Raw genomic sequence first — 21,240 nt, 5'->3', positions numbered from 1 at the left:
CATGGCAACGGTTCGCCTGTTGACGGACGAAGAGGTCAGCGCCGAGGCGCTGGCCGTCTTCGATGACATCCGCGCCACCCGCAACACCGATTACATCAACAATTTCTGGCGCGCTCTGGCCCATGACCCGACGCTGCTGAAAGCAACGTGGGAGCGGCTCAAGACCGTCATGGCCCCCGGCGCGCTGGACCCGTTGATGAAGGAGATGCTGTATATCGCAGTTTCGGTCGCCAACAATTGCGAATACTGCGTGCACTCCCATTCGGCCGCGGCCCGCGCCAAGGGCATGACCGACCAGATGCAGGCCGAACTGCTGGCGGTGATCGCGATGGCCAGCCAGACCAACGCACTGGCCACCGCTCTGCAGGTGCCGGTGGACGACCGGTTCAAGGCCCGAGCCTGAGCCTGTCGGGCCAGACTTGCACCAGATGCACAGCGGCTATTCCCTCAAGTGCCTAGCTGCACTGCAGCATCAGGTCTAAATCTCTTTGGTCACATACAGACCAGAGAGGCTCCGCTCATGGCACAGACAAGCACGCACCGCCCGGCAATCCTGAACCTGTTCTCGGCCGTCGCCGATGTGTTCAGCGGCATCTATGATGCTTTGATCCGCATGGGCGAAGCAAATGCCAAGGTCATAAAGATCAAGCAACTCAGCGAGTTGACCGACGAAGAACTGGCTGCGCGCGGCCTCAAGCGCGAAGACATCGTTCGCCTGGTGATGGCGGGCGTCTACTAAGACACGCCCGCGCCCTGCATTTCGGCCACGGCCTGCGCGGCCTTGGTATAGGTGGCTTCGCACAGGTCAAAGTCCGCCTCGGTCAGCGCCAGGGACGGATAGGTCTTGCCCGGCGACTTGAACATCCCGTTCTGCATCAGAACCGTATTGAACAGGGTTGCTCTGGCCGTGTCCGCGCAGACCACATCGCGATAATCCCGCACCTTTCCTTCCGTGAACACGATTTCGAACAGGGTCGGATCGCCGACGACGCGATGGGCGACCCCCTGCTTGTTCAGCGCGGCCGAGGCCATGTCCATCAGACGCTGACCATTGGCGCGCAGCCGGTCGTACTGACCGGGACGGTGCAGCACCTCCATCGTCTTGAGCCCGGCCACCGCGGCCACCGGATTGCCCGACAGAGTCCCCAACTGCATCAGCCATTTCTCCGCCCCAACGGCGGATTTGTCAAAATGGGCCATGATCTCGGCCCGCCCGGCGATTGCGGCGAGCGGAAAACCGCCGCCGATGATCTTGCCCAGCGTGGCGATGTCCGGGGTCACGCCATACAGCTCCTGCGCGCCGCCATAGGCGAAACGAAACCCGGTCACCACCTCGTCGAAGATCAGCACGATGCCGTACTTGTCGGCCTCGTCCCGCAGAAGCTGCAAGAAGCCGGGTTCGGGCGGGATGATGCGTTGCAAGGGCTCGACGATGATGCCCGCGACCTGGTTGCCGTGCTCGGCCAGCAGCGAGCGGATGTAGTCCGGGTCGTTGAACGGCGCGATCAGCATTTCGGCCTGAACGCTGGCCGGTATGCCCGCGCTGTCGGGAACCGCCTGCGGGAAATTCACCATCCGTGACGGGGCCAGGCTCATCTGCGCCTCGGCGCTCATGCCGTGATAACCGCCTTCGAACTTCACGATCTTGTCGCGGCCGGTAAAGGCGCGGGCCAGCCGGATCGCGTACATGTCAGCCTCACCGCCGGACGAGACATAGCGGATCTGATCAGCGCAGGGCACGGCGGCGCAGATTTCCTCGGCCAGTTCGACCGCGCGCGCGTTGTTGGCGAAGAACGTCATGCCCTTGGGCATCTGTTCGGCGACAGCCTCCAACACCTCGGGGTGGCCATGGCCCAGCAGCATCGGCCCCGAGCCGATCAGCAGGTCAACATATTCTTTGCCGTCTTCGTCCCAGACGCGGCTGCCCCGGCCCTCGCGGATGAAGACCGACGGGTCGAAATTGCCAAAGCCGCCGCCAGGCAGCACCGCGCGGGCGCGTTGGCCCCAATCGGATTGGCTGAGATGTCGCGGCATGGTCGCCTCCCTAATCCAGTATCAAGTCCGGCGCGCCCAGGTATTCGCGGTCGGGCGCAACGCCCAGGCCGACACCGTCAGGCGGCGCGATCCGCCCGCCCTTGCGGGCCGGGCCATCCGGCGCCAGCCGCGGCGCGACATAGCCCGACAGGTCGCACACGTTCATCAGGCGCGCGGGTTCGGTGGCCGCGCCCAGATGCAGCAGGGCGGCGGTCGTGATGTCAGACCCCCAGGTGTCTTCGACACACATCTTCGCACCCAGATGCAGGCACAGGTCGCGCGCCCGGCGCGCCGCCGACAGCCCGCCGAATTTCGACAACTTCACCGCGACTGCGTCCATGCAGCCCAGCGCATGGGCGGCCATCAGGCTGGCGGTGTCGTGTGCGCCTTCGTCCAGCTTCATCGGCAGGCCGGTGGCGGCGCGCACGCGGGCGCAATCCTCGATCGTGGCACAGGGTTGTTCCAGCATGACATCCAAATCCGCGACCGCCCGCCCCACCCGGCTGGCGTCCAACGACGTGGCGCCGCAGTTCCAGTCACCATAGACCAGCGGCCCGTCGCCCACCGCCTCGCGCACCAGACGCAGGCGTTCGACATCGGCCTGCCAATCGGCATCCGCGCCCAGCTTGACCTGGAACTGGGTGATGCCCTGCGCCTGCGCCTCGCGGGCGATGCGGGCCATCTCGGCCGGGGCGATACAGGTGATCGAGTGATAGAGCGGCATCGTCTGCGCCTGCCGCCCCCCCAGCAGCGCGTGCAGGGGCAGCCCTGCCACCTGCCCCGTCAGATCCCACAGCGCGATGTCGATCGCCGATTTGGCATAGACATGCCCCGGCAGGTGCCGGTCCAGCCGCGCCATCAACGCCTCGGGTCCGATCGGGTCGGCGCCCAGCAGAACCGCGGCCATGTCCTGCACCGCCGGGGCCACACCGCGCGCATAGGCGGGCAGGTAATGCGGAATCGGGCAGACCTCGCCCCAGCCGGTCAGATCGTCATCGGTGTCCAGCGCCAGAACCACCGTTTCAACCGTGTCGCAGGCCTTGCCGTCAGCCATGTAATAGGCCTGATGGCTGGTCAGCGGCACATGCCAGAGCGAGATGCGGGTGATGCGGGTCATTGGTACACGGCCTTTGGTTCCCCCAGTGCATCTTCATCCGGGGCTACGCCGAGGCCGGGGGCCTGGGGCAGTTCAAGATGGCCCTGACGGTTGCGCGGGCCGCGCCCGCCCGCGACGTCCAGCGTCAGCATGTCCTGACAGGCCCAGACGCCCAAGCGGTTGTGATCCGGGATGGTGGCGGCCAGATGCACCGCCTCGGTATCGGCCAGAACCGAGCCGCCGGTGGCCATCACATACATGTCGATGCCATGCGCCAGCGCGATGTCCCGCATCCGCGCGGCCTTGGTCAGGCCGCCGACACGGTTGAGCTTGATCCCGAAGACCTCGGCCAGCCCGTCGCGGGCAATGCGCGCGGCGTCCTGCAGGGTGACCAGGCTTTCATCCACGCTGACAGGCGCGGAATGCAAGGCCCGGATGGCGGCGATGTCGTCGAGCGTCTCGCCGGGTTGTTCGAACATCACACCCAGATCCTCGGTGGCCTTCATCACCCGCAGCGCCTGCTGCCGCGTCCAGGCGCGGTTGACGTCATAAAGGATGCGCTCACCCGCCGGGCGGTGCGCCTCGACATCGCGGATGCGTTCTATGTCGCGATCCACGTCGCCGCCCACTTTGACCGAATGCACCCAATAGCCGCGGTCACGATAGCGATCCATCACCGCGCGGGTTTCCTTGACGGTCTTGGCCCCGACCGAGGAGGCGATCGGCGCAGGGCTGCGCGACCCGCCGCCCATCAGATCGGCAATCGGCAACCCGGCCGCCTGTCCGGCAATGTCCCAGCAGGCCATGTCGATCGGCGATTTGGCGTAAAGATGCCCGGGCAGCGCGTGGTCCATCGCCCGCTCGACCTCCAGAACCCGGCGCGGGTCCAGCCCAAGGACGAAGGGCGCCATGGTCTCGATCCCCGCCCGGATGCCCGGCCCATGCGCGGGCACATAGGTGTGGCCCCAGGGCGTGCCCTCGCCCCAGCCGGTCAGCCCGGCATCGGTTTCGATCTTGACGAAGGTGGCATCCAGCACCTCGAATTTCAGACGTCCGCCGGACAGCCAATAGGGATGTTCAAGCGGCAGATCGACGTGAAAGACCGAGATGCGGGTGATCTTCATGCGGCGTCCATCCTGGGCAGGTCGTTCAACCCCTCGCCCCGCCAAAGTACGAAAGTGAGGATCGGCTGATCCCCTGTGGACATGGCGTGGCTTTGCCAACTGGCGTGCCAGCGCGTGCCCTCAGCGCCCACAAAGGTCCGATCTCCGCCAACCCTGAAGACCGCGCCGCCAGCCAGCGTCAGGTACAGCTCCTCGGCCTGGTGGCTGTGCCAGTCATAGTCCAGCCCGGCTCCCCAATAGGCGACATAGCCCCGCAGCTGGGTCGAATGGAAATGACCGGTTGGCCCGAACAGTTCGAAATACCCGTACCGATTTCGGAAATCGGCGCCGACCTCTGCCTCGGTATAGGTTCGTTTCCAGTGGGCAAGATGCGCCGCCGACCGGATCGCCTGAACCAACCCCGTTGTCCGGGGTGATCCGGGTTGATCCAGCGCCTGCACCAGCGGCGTGGCGGGGATCGCCCGCGGTTGCAAACCGGCCGCGGTCAGGTCGGTGGGCCAGGTGCCGAATTCGGACAGCGCCGGCAGGCTCTGATGCAGTTGCCGCGCGGCTTCGAGAACGTTTTCCAGGGTCATGGGATCACCACGATGTTGCCGGTATGTTGCTTGTCGATGAAGGCCTGCTGGGCCTCTCGCAGCTCAGTCAACGGGTAAGTGGCGGCCAAAGCTGGCTTGATTTGCCCATTTTCTATGTATTTCACGACATCAAAGAAGTTCTTCGGCGTGTTCACGGTCGACCCGGTGAAGGTCAGATCGCGCAGATAGAAGGTGCGAAGGTCGAATTGCACGATCGGACCGGCAATCGCGCCCGAACAGGTATAGCGCCCGCCACGCTCCAGCATGTCGATCAGTTTGGGCCACATCTCTCCGCCCACGACGTCGGCGACGACGGTGATCCGGTCCCCTTTCAGCTCGGCTCGCAGGTTTCTGGGGTTGCGCGCCAGAATGCGATCCGGGCCCAGTTTGGCGACCTCGGGGTGCTTGGCCTCACTGGCCATGGCGATCACGCGGGCGCCGCGCAGCTTGGACAGCTGGATCAGCGCCCCTCCCACACCGCCCGAGGCACCGGGGATCAGAACCGTGTCGCCCTCGCCGACCTGCGCCCTGTCCAACATGCCCTCGGCCGTCACATAGGAACAACTGAAGGTCGCCAGTTCGGCATCGCTCAGGTCGGAGTCGATCGCCGCCACGCCGCGGATGTCGGCCTTGGTGTATTCGGCAAAGCCGCCGTCACATTCCGAGCCGAAATATCCCGCCTTGTCGCGGTTCATCGGATCGGACCAGTCGCGCAGCCAGCCCGCCACGATCACCCGCCGGCCGATGATCGCAGGATCGGCCCCCTCGCCCACGGCCACGACCGTGCCGACCGCGTCCGCGCCCTGAATACGCGGGAAGGTCAGGGGCGCGCCGCCCCAGGTGCTGTCGTCGTCGTCCACCTCGGAATAGGCGCCGCCGGTGGTGGCCTCGTCCACCGCCTTGGAATACCAGCCGGTGCGGGTGTTCACATCCGTGTTGTTCAGCCCGCAGGCGCCCACCCTGATCAACACCTCCATCGGGCCGGCTGTGGGGGTGGGCCAGTCCTCGTGCCATTCGTATTTGTCCAGATCGCCATGCCCCGTCAGGACCATGGCCTTCATGGTCTTCGGGATCATTCCGCAGCCTCCATCGCGGCATCGGTGCGGGGCCGGAGGCTTTGCGGGTCATAGGCGGGCGCGCCCAGGATCCGCCCGGGACGCGGCGCGCCGGCGATTACCACCTGCACTTCGGTTCCCGGCACATTGGCCTGCGGTTTGACATAGGCAAAGGCAAGGATCTTGCCGACCGTATGCCCGTAGGCCACCGAGGCGGTGGAACCCACAACCTTGCCGTCCAGCAGGACCGCCTCGCCGCCATGCCCATCGTTCTGGCCATCCGGTTCGATCTCCAGATAAGCGCAGAGCCAGCGCAGATCGGGGTTCAGGGTCCGGTCCTTGCCCAGGTATTCCTTGTCGGTGCGGGCAAAGCGCAGCACGTCGGCCTCGGCCAGGGTGACCTCGTTGGTCAACTCGCCCGCGCCCTTGAAGGCCTTTTCCATCCGCAGCGCGTTCATCGCGAACGACCCGTAATCGGCGATGCCCAGCGGCGCGCCCGCGGCCCAGAGCGTATCGTAGACGGCCAAGGCGCTGTCACGCGGCATGTGCAGTTCCCACCCCAATTCACCGGCATAGGACATGCGGAAAACCCAGAGCCGGTGACCCGCCACGTCGATTTCCTGCGCGGTCAGCCATTTGAAAGCGGCATTGCTCAGGTCGGCATCGGTGCAGGCGGCCAGAACCTCGCGCGCCCTAGGGCCATTGAGGCTGAGCGCGGCCCAGTCGTCGGATCGCAGGATGATATCGACGTTTTCTTCGTCGCGATGCTGGGTCAGGTGATCCAGCATGCGCCGCTCGAAGAAGGCAGCACAGACGAGGTAGTACCGGTCCTCGGCCAGCTTCACGACCGTGGTCTCCAGCTCGATCCGTCCACGGCGGTTGAGCATGTGGGTCAGCGCGATGCCGCCCACCTTTTGCGGCAGGCGGTTGGCGACCAGCCGGTCCAGCAGGACCCGGGCATCCGGGCCGCTTACCTCGACCTTGGTGAAGGCCGAGATATCCATGATGCCGACCGCCTCGCGCACGGCCCTGCATTCGGAGGCGACCATGTCGTGCACCACATTGCGGCGGAAGGAATAATGGTCGCACTGTTCAACGCCATGCTTTGCGAACCAGCGGGGGCGCTCGTGGCCATAGACCTCTTCGAACACCGCCCCCTTGGCTTTCAGCCGGTCATACAGCGGGGACGGCTTGATCGGCCGCCCGGCAAGACGGTTGAAATGCGGAAACGGAATTTCGTGGCGCAGTTTGTAATCCTCATGCGCCTTGGTGACCTGCCAGTCTTTGGTGGCATAGGCCCCGAACCGGCGCGGATCATAGTCGCGCATCGAGATGTCCGCCGCCCCATGCACCATCCACCGCGCCAGTTCGCGCGTCAGCCCCGGGCCCCAGCCGATGCCGATCTGCGTGCCGCAGCAGCACCAATAGTTTCGCACCCCCGGCGCCGGGCCGATCAGCGGATTGCCGTCAGGCGGGTGCGAGATCGCCCCGTGAACCTCGCGCTGGATCCCCAGATCGGCAAAAACCGGCATCCGGTTCAGGCTCTCCTCAAGCCACGGCATAACCCGGTCGTAATCGGCATCGAACAGCCAGTTTTCATAGTCCCACGGGCAATGGTCATGCCAGACCGAATTCGAATTTTCCTTCTCGTAGATCCCGATCAGCCCGCGCTTCTGCTCCATGCGGATATAGCCCGAGACCTTGCGATCATCGCGGATCACCGGCAGCTCGTGATCGAGGTCCTGGAACTGTGGCACCGGTTCGGTCACGAAATAGTGGTGAGTCATCGAGGTCATCGGCAGTTGCAGCCCCGACCATTCGCCCATCTGTCGGGCATAGGTGCCGCCCGCATTCACCACGTGTTCGCAGCGGATCGTGCCCCGTTCGGACTGGACCACCCATTCGCCATTGGCCGCCTGGGTGATGTTGGTGGCCCGGCAGCGGCGGATGATCCGCGCGCCCAGCTGACGCGCCCCCGCCGCCATGGCCATGGTCACGTTCGTCGGGTCCACATGCCCGTCGTCCGGCGTATGCAGCGCGCCCAGAACCCCGTCGAGGTTGTAGAACGGGTGCAGTTCGGCCACGCGGTCGGCACCGACCAGTTCAATGTTGAAGCCCAGCGACCGGCCCACCGACAGGGTATGGCGCAGCCAGTCCATCTCGTCCTCGGTATAGGCCAGCCGAAACGAGCCGCAGCCGTGCCATGTCACCGCCTGCCCGGTCTCGGCCTCAAGCGCACCGGAATAAAGCCCGATGTTGTAGTCCACGCATTTGCCCAGACCAAAGGAACTTGTCGAATGGGTGATCTGCCCGGCCGCATGCCAGGTGCTGCCGCTGGTCAGCTCGGCCTTTTCCAGCAGAACGACATCCGTCCAGCCCTCATGCGCCAGGTGATAGGCCAGACCGACGCCCATGACACCCCCGCCCACGATCACCACGCGGGCCTGTGACGGCAGTTCCTTCCCGGACATGATTTTTCCTCTCACCGAGTCGCATTTCTACTCGACAGGCTAAGGTCACATTTGTACCATCGTCAATCATGAATGACACAAATGTATCAAAAACCGCTCTTGACCGGCTGACCCGTGAATGGGATGCCCTGACGCCCGAGGCGCAGAAGGCCGCCCGCTATGTGCTGGAGAACCCGGCGGATGTGGGCGTTTCGACCGTGCGCGAGATCGCCGAGGCCGCAAACGTGAAACCCAACACCTTCGTCCGCATGGCACGGCAGGTGGGGTTTGAGGGCTACGAGGATTTCCGCGCGCCGTTCCGCGACGCCATCCGGCGTGGCACCGTGTCGTTCCCCGACCGCGCCCGCTGGCTGCAGGAGATCGGCAAATCCGGCGAGTTGGGCGGGCTCTATGCCGATATGGTCGGGGCTGCGATCCGAAATATCGAGGAAACCTTCGCCGGGATCGACGCCACCCGGATGCAGGCCGCGGCCGAGGCGATCTGGACATCGCGGCAGGTTTTCACGCTGGGCGTCGGCGTCAACAACGCGAACGCGCGTAACTTTACCTACCTCGCCTCGACCGGGATGAAGCAGTTCCACGCCATTCCCCGCCCCGGCTCGACCCCGGTGGACGATCTGGCCTGGGCCGATGAACAGGACGTGCTGATCGCGATGACCTGCCACCCCTACCGGACCGAGGTGATCGAGGCGGTGAAGCTGGCCCGCGAACAGGGCATGACTGTGGTCGGCATTTCCGACAGCCCCGCCAGCCCGGTCGTTCTGAACGCGCAACATGGGTTTGTCGTCGCCGCCGACACGCCCCAGTTCTTTCCGTCATCGGTTTCGACCATCGCGCTGCTGGAGACACTTCTGTCCTTCGTGGTCGCCCTGTCCAGCGATGAAATCGTCGAGCGTGTGGAGCGGTTTCACCGCCGCCGGCACCAACTTGGCCTCTATGCGGAGGAGCCTGAATGACCGCACCGCTGACCCGCTCCTTGGAAGCCCGCTACTACACCAACCCGGCGATATTCGAGCAGGAGAAACAGGGCCTTCTGGCCCGCACTTGGCAATTTGCCGGCCATGTGGCGCAGGTGCGCGAGCCGGGCGACTATTTCGCCTTTGAAATCGCGGGCCAGAACCTGTTCTGCATCCGCGGGCGCGACGGCGAAATCCGCACCTTCTACAACGTCTGCCAGCACCGCGCGCATGAGATGGTGACCGGGGCCGGCAACACCCGCGTCGTCGTCTGCCCCTATCACGCCTGGACCTATGAACTCACCGGGCAACTGCGCGCCGGGCCGAACATCAAATCGGTTCCGGGCTTCGACCGCAGCGCGATCTGCCTGACGCCGGTGCGGACCGAGCTGTTCAACGGCTTCATCTTCGTCAACCTCGACGACGATGCAGCGCCAATGGACGACTGGTACCCCGGCGTGCGCGCGGAAATCCGCGCCTTTGTCCCGCACATTGACGATCTTGAGCCGCTGGAGTGGGTCGAGATCCCCGAAAACTGCAACTGGAAGGTCAGTATCGAGAACTACTCGGAATGCTATCACTGCCCGACCAATCACCCGACTTTTGCCACCGGTGTGGTCAAACCCGAAACCTATGACATTCAACCCGATGCAGGCGGCGGATACGTCCTGCGCCATACCACCGAGTGTCAGAGCCTCGACAAGATGACCTATCCCATCGACCTTTCGGTGCCACATGCGGGCGACTATCAGTCATGGTTTCTGTGGCCGATGTTCTCGTTCCAGTGCTATCCCGGTAATGTGCTGAACACCTATCACTGGCGCGCGCAGGATGCCGATCACTGCACCGTCTGGCGCGGATGGTACACCGAGGGCGGGTCCGAAAGCGCGGTGATCCGCCAACTGGCGGTGCAGGACCGGGAAACCACCGTCGAAGAAGACATCCGGCTGGTTGAAAGCGTGCATCGCGGCCTGAAATCGCGCGGCTATCGCCCCGGCCCTCTGGTGCTGGACCCGGCTTGCGGCGTAATGTCGGAACATTCGATCGCCCGCTTGCAGCAATGGATGCGCGAGGCGGTAGATACAAATGCAAGCGGAGTAGACGATGGCCGACATCTTTGACGAAGACCTTTTCCTGAAAGGACTGGCACAGCGCAAGGCGACGCTGGGCGACGAATACGTGGAACGGAACCTGGCCGCGGCGGACGAATTTACCCGCCCGTTTCAGGAGGCCATGACAGCCTGGTGCTGGGGCTTTGGCTGGGGGGACGAGGTGATCGACCCCAAGACCCGCTCGATGATGAACCTGTCGATGATCGGTGCCTTGGGCAAGATGCACGAGTGGGAGATCCACTGTCGCGGAGCCCTGAACAACGGCGTCAGCAAGGAGGAAATCCGGGCGATCATCCATGTCGTCGGCATCTATTGCGGCGTCCCGCAGGCGCTGGAGTGCTTTCGCGTGGCGCGCAAGGTTCTGACCGAGGCCGGTCAGCTTTAGCCGGTTCCTGTCCCGAAGATCGAGATCGCCCGCCCCCGTGCGGGTTTTCTCATGTCAGCACAAATACGTTACTGAATTTCGATTTGATGCCCAATTGCGTTACATTTTTCTTGCCGCGAATCGCTTCCGGGCGTATTACCCGACCAAACGGTCACTTATTGACCCCGGACGCAAGACACGAGGTTCTGACGCATGGACGCATTCATCTGCGACGCACAGCGCACCCCGATCGGACGCTATGGCGGGGCCCTGTCCCAGGTTCGCACCGACGATCTGGCCGCGATCCCGCTGGTTGCGCTGAAAGAGCGGAACCCGCAAGTGGACTGGGCCAGCCTGGATGACGTGATTCTGGGCGATGCCAACCAGGCCGGCGAAAGCAACCGGAACGTGGCGCGCATGGCCGCCCTGCTGGCCGGCTTCCCGGTTCAAGTGCCCGGCACCACGATCAACCGCCTGTGCGCCAGCGGCATGGATGCGGTCGGCATGGCCGCTCGAGCCATCAAGGCGGGCGATTATGACATGGCGATTGCCGGTGGCGTCGAAAGCATGTCGCGCGCGCCCTTCGTGATGCCCAAGGCCGCCAGCGCCTTTTCCCGCGCCAACGCGGTCTATGACACCACGATCGGCTGGCGTTTCGTGAACCCGAAGATGCAGCAGATGTACGGCACGGATTCGATGCCGCAAACCGCCGACAACGTGGCCGAGGACTATGACATCAGCCGCGCCGATCAGGATGCCTTTGCAGCGCGCAGCCAGGCCCGCTGGGCGGCGGCGCATCAGACCGGGGTGTTCTCCGAGGAAATTACCCCCGTCACCATCCCCCAGCGCAAGGGCGACCCGCTGGTGGTGAACACCGACGAACATCCCCGCCCCGGCACCACGGCCGAAAAGCTGGCAGGCCTGAAGGGCGTCAACGGGCCGGACAAGACGGTGACGGCAGGCAATGCCTCGGGCGTCAATGACGGCGCCGCGGCCATTCTGCTGGCCAACGAAGCTGCCGCGCAGAAGAACGGCCTGACCCCGATGGCCCGTGTCGTGGGCATGGCGGTCGCGGGGGTCGAGCCTCGGGTCATGGGAATCGGCCCGGTCCCGGCCACCCGCAAAGTGCTGGCCCGCACGGGGCTGAGCATCGAGCAGATGGATGTGATAGAATTGAACGAAGCTTTCGCGGCCCAGGGTCTCGCCACCCTGCGTGAACTTGGCGTGGCCGATGATGCACCCCATGTGAATCCCAATGGTGGTGCCATCGCCATCGGCCATCCGCTGGGCATGTCCGGCGCGCGGCTGGTCATGACGGCGGCCTATCAGCTGCGCCGCACCGGCGGGCGCTATGCCTTGTGCACCATGTGCGTGGGCGTAGGCCAAGGCGCCGCGCTTATTCTCGAACGCGTGTAAGGGAGGAGACCCGACATGTACGCTCAGATGATCAAGACGGCAGGAACAGGCGTCAAATCCCGCGAGGAAATGACCGAGCAGGAACGCGCCTTTCAGGACAAGATCGACGCCGACATCAAGATCGAGCCCAAGGACTGGATGCCCGACGACTATCGCGCGACGCTGATCCGCCAGATCGGCCAGCACGCCCATTCCGAGATCGTCGGACAGCTGCCCGAAGGCAACTGGATCACCCGCGCGCCCACGCTGGAACGCAAGGCGATCCTGCTGGCCAAGGTGCAGGACGAGGCCGGGCATGGCCTGTACCTGTACTGCGCCGCCGAAACCCTGGGCGTCAGCCGCGACGAACTGACCGAGATGCTGCTGGACGGGCGGATGAAATACAGCTCGATCTTCAACTATCCCACGCTGAACTGGGCCGATATCGGCGCGGTGGGCTGGCTGGTCGACGGGGCGGCGATCATGAACCAGGTGCCGCTGCAGCGCACCTCGTTCGGGCCGTATTCGCGCGCGATGATCCGCATCTGCAAGGAAGAAAGCTTTCACCAGCGCCAGGGCTATGACGCGATCCGCAAGATGGCCGAGGGCACGCCTGAACAGCGCAAGATGGCGCAGGACGCGCTGAACCGGTTCTGGTACCCGTCGCTGATGATGTTCGGCCCGTCCGACAAGGACTCGGTGCATTCGGCCCAGTCGATGGCGTGGAAGATCAAGATCAACACCAATGACGAGCTGCGCCAGAAATTCGTGGATCAGACTGTGCCGCAGGCCGAGTATCTGGGCCTGACCATCCCTGACCCGGACCTGAAGTGGAACGAAGAGCGCGGGCATTACGATTTCACTCAGCCCGACTGGTCGGAATTCTTTGACGTGATCAAGGGCAACGGCCCCTGCAACACCGACCGCCTGGCCGCCCGCAACAAGGCCTGGGACGAGGGCAAATGGGTGCGTGACGGTCTGCTGGAACATGCCCGCAAGAAACGCGCCCGCAAGGTCGCAGCCGAATAACCTGCCCGATAGGAGGACACCTGATGAAAAACGAATGGCCCCTGTGGGAAATCTTCATCCGCGGCCAGCACGGCATGAGCCATCGCCATGTCGGCTCGCTGCACGCACCCGACGCCGAAATGGCGATCAAGAACGCCCGCGACGTCTATACCCGCCGCAACGAGGGCGTCTCGATCTGGGTGGTCGAGGCCAACAACATCACCGCCAGTTCGCCCAGCGACAAGGGCCCGCTGTACGAGCCCAGCGAAAGCAAGGTCTACCGTCATCCGACCTTTTTCGACATCCCCGAAGAAGTGGGGGCGATGTGATGACCCGCGACGAGGCATTCCTGCAATTCCTGCTGCGGATGGGGGACAACACGCTGATCCTGGGCCATCGCGTCAGCGAATGGTGCGGCCACGCGCCGGTGCTGGAGGAGGACATCGCGCTGGCCAACACCGCGCTGGACCTGATCGGCCAGACGCAGATGTGGCTGGGCCTGGCCGGAGAGGTTCAGGGCGAAGGCAAGTCCGCCGACGATCTGGCCTTTCTGCGCGACGCCTGGGATTTCCGCAACGTGCTGCTGGTCGAGGTGCCCAACGGCGATTTCGGCCGCACCCTGATGCGCCAGTTCCTGTTTGATGCCTGGCACTCGATCATGCTGGGCCGGTTGCTGAAATCGTCCGACGACCGGGTCGCGGCGATTGCCGAGAAGGCCAGCAAAGAGGTCGCCTATCACCTGGAACGGTCCAGCGACACGGTGGTCGGACTGGGCGACGGCACCGAGGAAAGCCACAGGCGCATGCAGGAGGCGCTGGATTACCTCTGGCCCTATGTGGGCGAGTTGTTCGCCAGCGACGAGGTCGATGCCGAGATGGCCGCCGCGGGCATCGCCCCCGATCCGGCCAGCCTGCGCGAGGAATATGACGCGCTGGTTCGGCGCGTGCTGACCGAGGCCACCCTGACCATTCCCGACAGCCGCTTTGCCCACAAGGGCGGCCGCGACGGGCGCATGCATACCGAACATCTGGGCCACCTGTTGACCCAGATGCAATGGCTGCAGCGGGCCTATCCGGGCGCAACCTGGTAAAGCCCGATGAACCGCGCCACCGTAGAGCAGGTCTGGGAATGGCTCGACGCCGTGCCCGACCCCGAGATCCCCGTGATCTCGGTCGTCGATCTGGGCATCGTGCGCGATGTGACATGGGAGGGCGACACGCTGAAGGTTGCCGTGACGCCCACCTACTCGGGCTGCCCGGCGACCTCGGTCATCGCGATGGACATCGAAACCGCCCTGCGCGACCACGGCATCGACAAAATCAAGCTGGAGACCCGCATCTCTCCGGCCTGGACGACCGATTGGCTCAGCGACAAGGGCCGTGCGAAGCTGAAGGACTATGGCATCGCACCGCCCCAGCCCGCGGGTGGACCCGACCGCTGTCCGCATTGCGGCAGCACGGCAGTGGAAAAGGTCAGCCAGTTCGGCTCGACTCCGTGCAAGGCGCATTGGCGCTGCACCGACTGCCTGGAACCTTTCGACTATTTCAAGTGCATCTGAGGAGGACCGGATGGCACGTTTTCACGATCTGGAAGTCACCGACATCCACAAGACCATCCGCGACGCGGTCGTGGTCACGCTGAAACCGGTGAACGGCGCGGCCGAGGAATTCGACTTTGTCCAGGGCCAGTACCTGACCTTCCGCCGCGAATTTGACGGGGAAGAGCTGCGCCGCTCCTACTCGATCTGCGCGGGCAAGGATGACGGCGTTCTGCAGGTGGGCATCAAACGGGTCGAGGGCGGCGCCTTTTCGACCTGGGCCAACACCGAGCTGAAAGTGGGCGACAGGCTGCAGGCGATGCCGCCGATGGGGGCCTTCCACACACCGCTGGACCCGGCCGCGCATCGGCAGTACCTGGGCTTTGCCGGCGGGTCGGGCATCACGCCCGTGCTGTCGATCCTAAAGACCACGCTGGCACGCGAGCCGAATGCGCGCTTCACGCTGGTCTATGCCAACAAGGGCGTGAACACGATCATGTTCCGCGAAGAGCTGGAAGACCTGAAGAACCAGTATATGGGCCGCGTGAACGTGATCCATATCCTGGAAACCGACGCGCAGGAGATCGACCTGTTCACCGGGTTGGTGACAAAGAGAAAATGCGCCGAACTGTTCCAGCACTGGATCGACGTCGAAAACACCGACACCGCCTTCATCTGCGGCCCCGAGCCGATGATGCTGGGCATTGCCGAGGCGTTGCGCGAACACGGGCTGAATGACAGCCAGATCAAGTTCGAGCTGTTCGCCAGCGCCCAACCGGGCCGTGCCAAACGCAAGCATGGCGATGTGGCAACGGCTGCACAGGCCAACCAGACTCAGGCCCGCGTCACGCTGGACGGCGCCAGCCAGACCCTCACCATGCCCAAGGACCAGACCATTCTGGATGCGGCGCTGGAAAACGCGATGGACGCCCCCTATGCCTGCAAGGCCGGGGTCTGTTCGACCTGCCGCTGCAAGGTGATCGAAGGCGAGGTCGAAATGGTGGCCAACCACGCGCTCGAGGATTACGAGGTCGAGAAGGGCTATGTGCTCAGCTGCCAGGCCTACCCGCTGACCGACAATGTCGTCGTCGATTACGACCAGTAAAGGGAGAGGGACCATGGCCGAAGACATGAGCATCGAAAGCTACCTGGCCGCAGGCGGCGTTCTGACCAACCCGACCAACGTGCCACCCCGATACCGGGCCGAACTGATGAAGCTGATGGCGACCTTCGTCGACAGCGAACTGGCCGGTGCGGCGGGGTTCGCCGACATCATCAACCAGGGCCCGGGCATCAAGGAACGTATCGCGGCGGCGAAGATCGTTCTGGAAAAGACCGACAATGCCGACCGCGTTCTGAAGATCATGGGCGAGTTCGGCGCGGATACCGACCGCTATGCCACGCATCACCCGTGGACCGCACGGCTGAACCGTTCCGCCGATATCGGGGCCACGCGCAGCGAACATGACATGCGCCTTGCGGTCTTCAACTATCCGATCGAAGGCTGGACCGATGCGGTGGTGATGAACCTGCTGATGAGCCGGGCCGTGGGCGTGCAACTGGCCGAGTTCGCGCTGGTGTCCTATCAGCCGCTGGCCGAGGCGTTCCGCGCTATCGCCCCGATCGAGGCGCATCACGGTGAATTGGCCCTGGAAGGCGCGGTCAAGCTGTTGGAACAGGGCGCGGCGCCGGCGATGCAGGAATCGGTCGATTACTGGTGGCCCCGGGTGGCCGCAGGTTTCGGAGCGGGCAACCCCGAGCGGATGGAAAAGCTGCGCCAGATGGGCCTGCGCCGGGCCTCGGGGGTCGAACTGAAAAACCGCTGGCTGGCCGAGGCCGCAGAGGTCGTCAAGCGGCTGGGCCTGCGCACCCCGTGATCACTGCCCGCTGGGGCGGCTGATCAGGCCGTATTTCAGGGCAAGCGATCGCAGGCCGCGACGCCTTGACCGGGCCAGCTTGTCCGTGCCCGCGTCACGCGCACCCGCTTTGCGGTTGAATTCATAGACGTCGATGATGCGCTCGGCGCAGCCGCAGGCCTCGCCCATCCCGACCTTGGCGATATAGAATTTGTCGAACCGTTCCGGTTTTTGCATGGCGCCCTCCGACCGCAAGTAAACGCCGGGTTTCCTCAAAAACCAAATCACATTGCCGGCAGGGCCGGTGTTACAGCGCCTTGACGCCCGACAGGGTCAGGTTGCTGACCAGCGCGGCATAGTCCCGGCGCGCCTGCGCATCGGCACCGGAATTCCACATGTAATACCAGTTCAGCATGCCGAAGACCGACATCGTGGCCGAGCGCAGCTTGGACCTGTTGCCGCGAAACACGTCCGGAGCGACTTCGGCAATGATGGAACTGAGGAAATTCACCATGTCACGCTGATACCCGCGCAACAGGCGCTGCTGATCCTCGGGCAGAGCCGACATGCCGCTGGTCTGGACCCGGTGTTCGTCATCCACACCCTGATAGGCCAGCAGGATCTCGGCCACCACGCGGTGCAGTTTTTCGGGCGGGCTCAGGCCTTCAATCTCGAGACCGCAGATCAGGTCGCGCAGTTCCCGCAGATAGGTCTCGAGAATGTCGAACAGGATCGCGTCCTTGCTGTCATAATAGTGATAGATGTTGGCCTTCGAGATCCCGCATTCGCGCGCAAGCTGGGTCATCGAGGCGCGGTCGAAGCCTTCGCGGGCAAAGACCCGCGCCGCCGATTTCAGGATCTGCGCGCGTTTCTGGTCGTGATCTTTTGCAATCGTACGGGCCAAACCTCACTCCTTGTCTCGGTTGTCGACGACGCGCTTGGCCTTGCCCTGGCTGCGCTCGACATCGCCGGGGTCCCCTACAACGATCTCGGTGGAAACGCCAACGATGTCCTTGATCCGCTTGGTCAGCATCCGCGCGGCGGCGGTCTTGCTGAGCTCATCCGCCGCGTCGGGCATCGCCTCGACATAGACGCGCATCGCGTCCATGCGGCCGGATTTGTACAGCTCGATCTGGTAATGCGCGGCGATGCCGCCGGTGGCCATGACCTGTTCCTCGATCTGGCTGGGGAAGACGTTGACCCCGCGCAGGATGATCATGTCATCCGAGCGACCCGTGATCTTCTCCATCCGCCGCATCGAGCGCGCGGTGCCCGGCAGCAGCCGCGTCAGGTCGCGGGTGCGGTAGCGGATCATCGGCAGGCCTTCCTTGGTCAGCGTGGTAAAGACCAGCTCGCCCATTTCGCCGTCGGGCAGAACCTCGCCGGTCTGCGGGTCGATGATCTCGGGGTAGAAGTGATCCTCCCAGATGACCGGGCCGTCCTTGGTTTCCACGCATTCGTTGGCGACGCCCGGCCCCATGATCTCGGACAGGCCGTAGATGTCGACGGCGTGCATGTCAAAGGCCTGCTCGACCTCTTTGCGCATCGCATCCGTCCAGGGCTCGGCCCCGAACACGCCCACCGACAGCGAGCTTTCGCGCGGGTCCATCCCGACCTTGTGATACTGCTCGAGGATGTTGAGCATGTAGGACGGCGTGACCATGATGCCGTCGGGTTTGAAATCGGTGATCAGGGCCACTTGTTTCTCGGTCTGACCGCCGGACATGGGAACCACTGTGGCGCCCAGTCGTTCGATGCCATAGTGGGCGCCCAGACCGCCGGTGAACAGGCCATAGCCATAGGCGTTGTGGATCATGTCGCCCTTGCGCAGACCGCTGGCGCGCAGGCTGCGGGCCACCAGATCGGCCCAGTTGTCGATGTCGTTCTTTGTATAGCCCACCACGGTCGGCTTGCCCGTGGTGCCGGACGAGGCATGCAGGCGGATGATCTGCTCGCGCGGAACGGCGAACAGGCCGAACGGATAGTTGTCGCGCAGGTCGTTCTTGTAGGTGAAGGGGAACTTGGCCAGATCGCTCAGCGTCTGCAGATCGTCGGGATGCACCCCGGCCTCGTCGAACCGCTGCTTGTACATCGGCACGTTCTCATAGGCATGGCGCAGCGACCATTTCAGGCGGTCCAACTGCAAGCTGCGGATTTCATCGATCGACGCGATCTCGATCGGGTCAAGATCCGCTTTGTTCGGGGTCAGATCCTTCATGATGTCCTCCTCACCTCAGGTCTCGGGAAACAGGGTGCCGTTGATCGCGCGGGAAAAGCCCCGGAACTCGGCGATCTTTTGGCCGTCCTGGTTGGTCACTGTCACGTCATAGATGCCGCTGCGGCCGGTCAGGCTCTGCTCGGTCGCACGGGCGGTCAGCCGGTCGCCCAGCCGGCCCGGCGCGACATAGCTGATCACGTTGTGCTGGGCCACGGTCGACTGGTTGCGGCTGTTGCAGGCAAAGGCAAAGGCGCTGTCGGCCAGCATGAAGGTCACGCCGCCATGGCAGATTCCGTGCCCGTTGCAATGATGCTGCTGCACGGTCAGCGCCAGCGTCGCGGTGCCCTCGTCGACCTCGATCAGTTCCATCCCCGCCCATTTCGAGGCATGGTCCTGCGCCCACATCGCGGCGGCGGCTTTTTCGGCGCGTACTTTCGGTGTCATGTTCATTTGCCCCGAAACTCCGGGCTGCGCTTTTCAAGGAAGGCTGCGACGCCTTCGGCATAGTCAGCGGATTCACCGCAGGTCTTCATGGCGTCGGCCTCGATCTCCAGATGATCGGTCAGGCTGTTGGTCGCGGCGGCCTGAATGGTCTGCTTGGTCAGGCCGAGGCCCAGCGTGGGGCCGTTCGACAGGCGTTCGGCCAGCGCGCGCGCCTCGGTCATAAGATCGGCATCGGGCAGGGCTTTCCAGATCAGGCCCCAGTCTTCAGCCGCTTTCGCCGCCAAGGGCTCGCCGGTCAGCGCCAGCCCCTTGGCACGCGCCTCGCCCAGAAGATGCGGCAGGTGCCAGCTGCCTCCGGTATCGGGGATCAGCCCGACCTTGGCGAAAGATTGGATGAATTTCGCGGACTCGGCGGCCAGCACGATATCGCAGGCCAGCGCCAGATTGGCGCCCGCGCCTGCGGCCACGCCGTTGACCGCGCAGATCACCGGAAAGTTCAGCGACCGGATCAACCGCACCAGCGGCGCATAGAAGGTGCGCACCGTGTGGCCCAGATCCGGTAGGCCGTCCATTTTCGACGGATCGCGATCAGCCAGATCCTGCCCCGCGCAGAACCCGCGCCCGGCTCCGGTCAGCAGGATCGCCCGCGCGCCCTCATCGCGCGCGCCTTCGATGGCGCGGCGCAGGGCGTGGTGCATTTCCTCGGTGAAACTGTTCAGGCGATCAGGGCGGTTGAGAGTGATTTCCACATAATTTCCACGCCGCTGCGCAAGAATCGTATCGCTCATGGGCCGCTCGCTTTGCATTCGTTTCGATATTCTTCTTGCATTAACCGAACGGTTGGTCAATAAATTTCTCCGACGAAGCGCCGAATCCGGGCTTTCGGCCGGTTGATGGTTACAAAAAGGACCATTAACGCATTTATGACTCATGTTTTGGAGGAGGAAACCAGTCATGAAACTCAACGGGATCAAAACGCTGTTGGCGACGGCTGCCTTGGCAGTGTCGGGCAGCGTGGCATTTGCGGCGGATTACACCCTGACGATTTCCAGCTGGGCGCCGCCCACCCACGGGATCAACGCCAAGATGTGGCCCAAATTCGTCGAGATGGTCGAAGAGGCCACCGACGGCAAGGTGACCGCCGAGCTGAAGCTAGGCATCGCCCCGCCCCCGGCCCAGATGGACCTGATCATGGATGGTGCGGCGGATGCGTCGATCATCTTCCACGGCTATCAGCCGGGCCGCTTCGTGACGACCAAGTTGATCGAACTTCCGGGCTATGAAGGCTCGGCCGAGGCCGCCTCGGTTGCCTATTGGCGCGCCTATGAAAAGTATCTGAAGGCCGCTGACGAACACCGCGGCGTTAAGGTCATCGCTCTGCACACCCACGGCCCGGCCCAGCTGCACACCAGCAGTCCGGTGACCTCGATGGACCAAATATCGGGCCTCAAGGTGCGGATCCCCGGTGGCGTCGGTGGCGACGTGGGCACCGCGCTGGGTGCGACCGGCATCCAGGTTCCGGCGCCGAAGGTCTATGAGACACTGGCCTCGAAGGCCGCCGACGGCGTGGTCATGCCCCTCGAATCGCGCAAGGGCTTCAAGCTGACCGAGGTTGCCCCGAACGTCTATGAGATGCCGGGTGGCCTGTATCGCGGGTCGTTTGCCTTCATCATGAACGAAGACACGTTTGCCGACCTGCCGGAAGACATCCAGCAAGCGCTGGAGGAAAACGTGTTCGGCGAGCCGCTGAGCCGCGAGATCGGCAAGATCTGGGACGAGATTGACGCCATCGGTCGTGAAGCGACCCAAAGCACCGAGGGCAATGCGATCCACGAAGCCGCCGCCGAGGACATGGAGAAATTCTCGACGATCGCCGAGGACGTGCGCGCCAAGGTGATTGCCGAAGTCAACGACGCCGGTGTCGATGCTCAAGCCGCCTATGACAAGATCAAGTCGGAAATGTCCTCGAACTGATCCCTGCTGCGGGGCGGCGCA

The 21,240-nt window shown here is 64.0% G+C and carries 24 protein-coding genes; 13 read left to right on the top strand and 11 right to left on the bottom strand.

The genetic code is table 11. From position 1 onward, the window contains the following. Position 1 precedes the first annotated feature (1 nt). The gene (locus ACR0FC_RS08255) at positions 2-403 is read left to right on the top strand and encodes a carboxymuconolactone decarboxylase family protein (protein ID WP_170339765.1); all 402 of its coding nucleotides are present in this window, start codon (positions 2-4) and stop codon (positions 401-403) included. Positions 404-520: 117 nt separating this feature from the next. Continuing rightward, the gene (locus tag ACR0FC_RS08250; protein WP_093964526.1) at positions 521-739 is read left to right on the top strand and encodes a hypothetical protein; all 219 of its coding nucleotides are present in this window, start codon (positions 521-523) and stop codon (positions 737-739) included. Here ACR0FC_RS08250 and ACR0FC_RS08245 read toward each other — a convergent pair. Genes ACR0FC_RS08245 through ACR0FC_RS08220 form a run of 6 tightly spaced genes read right to left on the bottom strand, consistent with a single transcriptional unit; the run spans position 736 to position 8,355 of the window. Next, entirely contained in the window at positions 736-2,034 is a 1,299-nt protein-coding gene (locus tag ACR0FC_RS08245) for an aspartate aminotransferase family protein (protein ID WP_170339763.1), read from the bottom strand. The genes ACR0FC_RS08250 and ACR0FC_RS08245 overlap by 4 nt on opposite strands. A gap of 10 nt (positions 2,035-2,044) precedes the next feature. Continuing rightward, positions 2,045-3,151, bottom strand: coding sequence for a mandelate racemase/muconate lactonizing enzyme family protein (locus ACR0FC_RS08240; RefSeq protein WP_170339761.1), 1,107 nt, complete (start codon positions 3,149-3,151; stop codon positions 2,045-2,047). Then, positions 3,148-4,254: a mandelate racemase/muconate lactonizing enzyme family protein gene (locus ACR0FC_RS08235; protein ID WP_170339759.1), complete on the bottom strand. Its 1,107-nt coding sequence runs from the start codon at positions 4,252-4,254 to the stop codon at positions 3,148-3,150. The genes ACR0FC_RS08240 and ACR0FC_RS08235 overlap by 4 nt, the downstream gene beginning before the upstream one ends. After that, positions 4,251-4,829, bottom strand: coding sequence for a dimethylsulfonioproprionate lyase family protein (locus ACR0FC_RS08230; protein ID WP_170339758.1), 579 nt, complete (start codon positions 4,827-4,829; stop codon positions 4,251-4,253). Before ACR0FC_RS08230 ends, ACR0FC_RS08235 begins: the two co-directional genes overlap by 4 nt. Then, positions 4,826-5,905, bottom strand: a complete 1,080-nt coding sequence (locus ACR0FC_RS08225) for an alcohol dehydrogenase family protein (RefSeq protein WP_217358607.1) — start codon at positions 5,903-5,905, stop codon at positions 4,826-4,828. Before ACR0FC_RS08225 ends, ACR0FC_RS08230 begins: the two co-directional genes overlap by 4 nt. Next, entirely contained in the window at positions 5,902-8,355 is a 2,454-nt protein-coding gene (locus ACR0FC_RS08220) for an FAD-dependent oxidoreductase (protein WP_170339757.1), read from the bottom strand. Before ACR0FC_RS08220 ends, ACR0FC_RS08225 begins: the two co-directional genes overlap by 4 nt. Before the next feature lie 68 nt (positions 8,356-8,423). On the opposite strand from ACR0FC_RS08220, the gene ACR0FC_RS08215 reads away from it, so the two are divergent. The 10 genes from ACR0FC_RS08215 to ACR0FC_RS08170 all read left to right on the top strand — a co-directional run bounded on the left by ACR0FC_RS08215 (position 8,424) and on the right by ACR0FC_RS08170 (position 16,604). Beyond that, the gene (locus ACR0FC_RS08215; protein ID WP_170339755.1) at positions 8,424-9,311 is read left to right on the top strand and encodes a MurR/RpiR family transcriptional regulator; all 888 of its coding nucleotides are present in this window, start codon (positions 8,424-8,426) and stop codon (positions 9,309-9,311) included. Further along, positions 9,308-10,432 carry an aromatic ring-hydroxylating oxygenase subunit alpha gene (locus tag ACR0FC_RS08210; protein WP_170339753.1) on the top strand — a complete coding sequence of 375 codons (1,125 nt, stop codon included), beginning with the start codon at positions 9,308-9,310 and terminating at the stop codon, positions 10,430-10,432. Before ACR0FC_RS08215 ends, ACR0FC_RS08210 begins: the two co-directional genes overlap by 4 nt. Continuing rightward, complete coding sequence (locus ACR0FC_RS08205) at positions 10,416-10,808, top strand: carboxymuconolactone decarboxylase family protein (RefSeq protein ID WP_170339751.1); 393 nt, start codon at positions 10,416-10,418, stop codon at positions 10,806-10,808. The genes ACR0FC_RS08210 and ACR0FC_RS08205 overlap by 17 nt, the downstream gene beginning before the upstream one ends. A gap of 192 nt (positions 10,809-11,000) precedes the next feature. Continuing rightward, positions 11,001-12,203 (top strand): 3-oxoadipyl-CoA thiolase, encoded by a 1,203-nt coding sequence (gene pcaF, locus ACR0FC_RS08200; protein WP_170339749.1) that lies wholly within the window; start codon positions 11,001-11,003, stop codon positions 12,201-12,203. Positions 12,204-12,218: 15 nt separating this feature from the next. Next, entirely contained in the window at positions 12,219-13,211 is a 993-nt protein-coding gene (gene paaA, locus ACR0FC_RS08195) for a 1,2-phenylacetyl-CoA epoxidase subunit PaaA (protein ID WP_170339747.1), read from the top strand. A 23-nt stretch (positions 13,212-13,234) separates the two neighbouring features. Next, positions 13,235-13,519: a 1,2-phenylacetyl-CoA epoxidase subunit PaaB gene (paaB, locus tag ACR0FC_RS08190; protein WP_005978248.1), complete on the top strand. Its 285-nt coding sequence runs from the start codon at positions 13,235-13,237 to the stop codon at positions 13,517-13,519. Then, positions 13,519-14,280: a 1,2-phenylacetyl-CoA epoxidase subunit PaaC gene (gene paaC / locus ACR0FC_RS08185; protein ID WP_170339746.1), complete on the top strand. Its 762-nt coding sequence runs from the start codon at positions 13,519-13,521 to the stop codon at positions 14,278-14,280. Before paaB ends, paaC begins: the two co-directional genes overlap by 1 nt. Before the next feature lie 6 nt (positions 14,281-14,286). Next, positions 14,287-14,748 carry a 1,2-phenylacetyl-CoA epoxidase subunit PaaD gene (gene paaD, locus ACR0FC_RS08180; protein WP_170339744.1) on the top strand — a complete coding sequence of 154 codons (462 nt, stop codon included), beginning with the start codon at positions 14,287-14,289 and terminating at the stop codon, positions 14,746-14,748. Positions 14,749-14,758: 10 nt separating this feature from the next. Continuing rightward, the gene (locus tag ACR0FC_RS08175) at positions 14,759-15,832 is read left to right on the top strand and encodes a 2Fe-2S iron-sulfur cluster-binding protein (RefSeq protein WP_170339742.1); all 1,074 of its coding nucleotides are present in this window, start codon (positions 14,759-14,761) and stop codon (positions 15,830-15,832) included. A 13-nt stretch (positions 15,833-15,845) separates the two neighbouring features. Beyond that, complete coding sequence (locus tag ACR0FC_RS08170; protein ID WP_170339741.1) at positions 15,846-16,604, top strand: Phenylacetic acid catabolic protein; 759 nt, start codon at positions 15,846-15,848, stop codon at positions 16,602-16,604. Here ACR0FC_RS08170 and ACR0FC_RS08165 read toward each other — a convergent pair whose 3' ends face one another. The 5 genes from ACR0FC_RS08165 to paaG all read right to left on the bottom strand — a co-directional run bounded on the left by ACR0FC_RS08165 (position 16,605) and on the right by paaG (position 20,033). Continuing rightward, positions 16,605-16,820 carry a hypothetical protein gene (locus ACR0FC_RS08165; RefSeq protein ID WP_170339739.1) on the bottom strand — a complete coding sequence of 72 codons (216 nt, stop codon included), beginning with the start codon at positions 16,818-16,820 and terminating at the stop codon, positions 16,605-16,607. It abuts the gene before it with no gap. 70 nt (positions 16,821-16,890) lie between these two features. After that, complete coding sequence (locus ACR0FC_RS08160) at positions 16,891-17,487, bottom strand: TetR/AcrR family transcriptional regulator (RefSeq protein WP_170339736.1); 597 nt, start codon at positions 17,485-17,487, stop codon at positions 16,891-16,893. Between the two features lie 3 nt (positions 17,488-17,490). Next, a complete protein-coding gene (gene paaK, locus ACR0FC_RS08155; protein ID WP_170339734.1) occupies positions 17,491-18,801 on the bottom strand; it encodes a phenylacetate--CoA ligase PaaK in 1,311 nt (436 codons plus the stop codon). Between the two features lie 15 nt (positions 18,802-18,816). Further along, on the bottom strand, positions 18,817-19,245 hold the full coding sequence (paaI, locus tag ACR0FC_RS08150) for a hydroxyphenylacetyl-CoA thioesterase PaaI (protein WP_170339732.1): 429 nt from the start codon (positions 19,243-19,245) through the stop codon (positions 18,817-18,819). A gap of 2 nt (positions 19,246-19,247) precedes the next feature. Next, positions 19,248-20,033: a 2-(1,2-epoxy-1,2-dihydrophenyl)acetyl-CoA isomerase PaaG gene (gene paaG, locus ACR0FC_RS08145; protein ID WP_170339731.1), complete on the bottom strand. Its 786-nt coding sequence runs from the start codon at positions 20,031-20,033 to the stop codon at positions 19,248-19,250. Between the two features lie 166 nt (positions 20,034-20,199). Between paaG and ACR0FC_RS08140 the strand changes: the two genes are divergently transcribed. Continuing rightward, positions 20,200-21,219: a TRAP transporter substrate-binding protein gene (locus ACR0FC_RS08140; RefSeq protein WP_170339729.1), complete on the top strand. Its 1,020-nt coding sequence runs from the start codon at positions 20,200-20,202 to the stop codon at positions 21,217-21,219. Positions 21,220-21,240: the final 21 nt, after the last annotated feature.

Source organism: Ruegeria sp. BB9 (assembly GCF_056539345.1).
The sequence above is the reverse complement of the archived record's forward strand: the minus strand, read 5'-3'. Positions and strand labels throughout refer to the sequence as shown.

Coding starts and splice junctions, on each gene's coding strand:
- ACR0FC_RS08255 (WP_170339765.1), top strand. CDS start 2: ATGGCAACGGTTCGCCTGTTGACGGACGAAGAGGTCAGCGCCGAGGCG.
- ACR0FC_RS08250 (WP_093964526.1), top strand. CDS start 521: ATGGCACAGACAAGCACGCACCGCCCGGCAATCCTGAACCTGTTCTCG.
- ACR0FC_RS08245 (WP_170339763.1), bottom strand. CDS start 2,034: ATGCCGCGACATCTCAGCCAATCCGATTGGGGCCAACGCGCCCGCGCG.
- ACR0FC_RS08240 (WP_170339761.1), bottom strand. CDS start 3,151: ATGACCCGCATCACCCGCATCTCGCTCTGGCATGTGCCGCTGACCAGC.
- ACR0FC_RS08235 (WP_170339759.1), bottom strand. CDS start 4,254: ATGAAGATCACCCGCATCTCGGTCTTTCACGTCGATCTGCCGCTTGAA.
- ACR0FC_RS08230 (WP_170339758.1), bottom strand. CDS start 4,829: ATGACCCTGGAAAACGTTCTCGAAGCCGCGCGGCAACTGCATCAGAGC.
- ACR0FC_RS08225 (WP_217358607.1), bottom strand. CDS start 5,905: ATGATCCCGAAGACCATGAAGGCCATGGTCCTGACGGGGCATGGCGAT.
- ACR0FC_RS08220 (WP_170339757.1), bottom strand. CDS start 8,355: ATGTCCGGGAAGGAACTGCCGTCACAGGCCCGCGTGGTGATCGTGGGC.
- ACR0FC_RS08215 (WP_170339755.1), top strand. CDS start 8,424: ATGAATGACACAAATGTATCAAAAACCGCTCTTGACCGGCTGACCCGT.
- ACR0FC_RS08210 (WP_170339753.1), top strand. CDS start 9,308: ATGACCGCACCGCTGACCCGCTCCTTGGAAGCCCGCTACTACACCAAC.
- ACR0FC_RS08205 (WP_170339751.1), top strand. CDS start 10,416: ATGGCCGACATCTTTGACGAAGACCTTTTCCTGAAAGGACTGGCACAG.
- pcaF (WP_170339749.1), top strand. CDS start 11,001: ATGGACGCATTCATCTGCGACGCACAGCGCACCCCGATCGGACGCTAT.
- paaA (WP_170339747.1), top strand. CDS start 12,219: ATGTACGCTCAGATGATCAAGACGGCAGGAACAGGCGTCAAATCCCGC.
- paaB (WP_005978248.1), top strand. CDS start 13,235: ATGAAAAACGAATGGCCCCTGTGGGAAATCTTCATCCGCGGCCAGCAC.
- paaC (WP_170339746.1), top strand. CDS start 13,519: ATGACCCGCGACGAGGCATTCCTGCAATTCCTGCTGCGGATGGGGGAC.
- paaD (WP_170339744.1), top strand. CDS start 14,287: ATGAACCGCGCCACCGTAGAGCAGGTCTGGGAATGGCTCGACGCCGTG.
- ACR0FC_RS08175 (WP_170339742.1), top strand. CDS start 14,759: ATGGCACGTTTTCACGATCTGGAAGTCACCGACATCCACAAGACCATC.
- ACR0FC_RS08170 (WP_170339741.1), top strand. CDS start 15,846: ATGGCCGAAGACATGAGCATCGAAAGCTACCTGGCCGCAGGCGGCGTT.
- ACR0FC_RS08165 (WP_170339739.1), bottom strand. CDS start 16,820: ATGCAAAAACCGGAACGGTTCGACAAATTCTATATCGCCAAGGTCGGG.
- paaK (WP_170339734.1), bottom strand. CDS start 18,801: ATGAAGGATCTGACCCCGAACAAAGCGGATCTTGACCCGATCGAGATC.
- paaI (WP_170339732.1), bottom strand. CDS start 19,245: ATGACACCGAAAGTACGCGCCGAAAAAGCCGCCGCCGCGATGTGGGCG.
- paaG (WP_170339731.1), bottom strand. CDS start 20,033: ATGAGCGATACGATTCTTGCGCAGCGGCGTGGAAATTATGTGGAAATC.
- ACR0FC_RS08140 (WP_170339729.1), top strand. CDS start 20,200: ATGAAACTCAACGGGATCAAAACGCTGTTGGCGACGGCTGCCTTGGCA.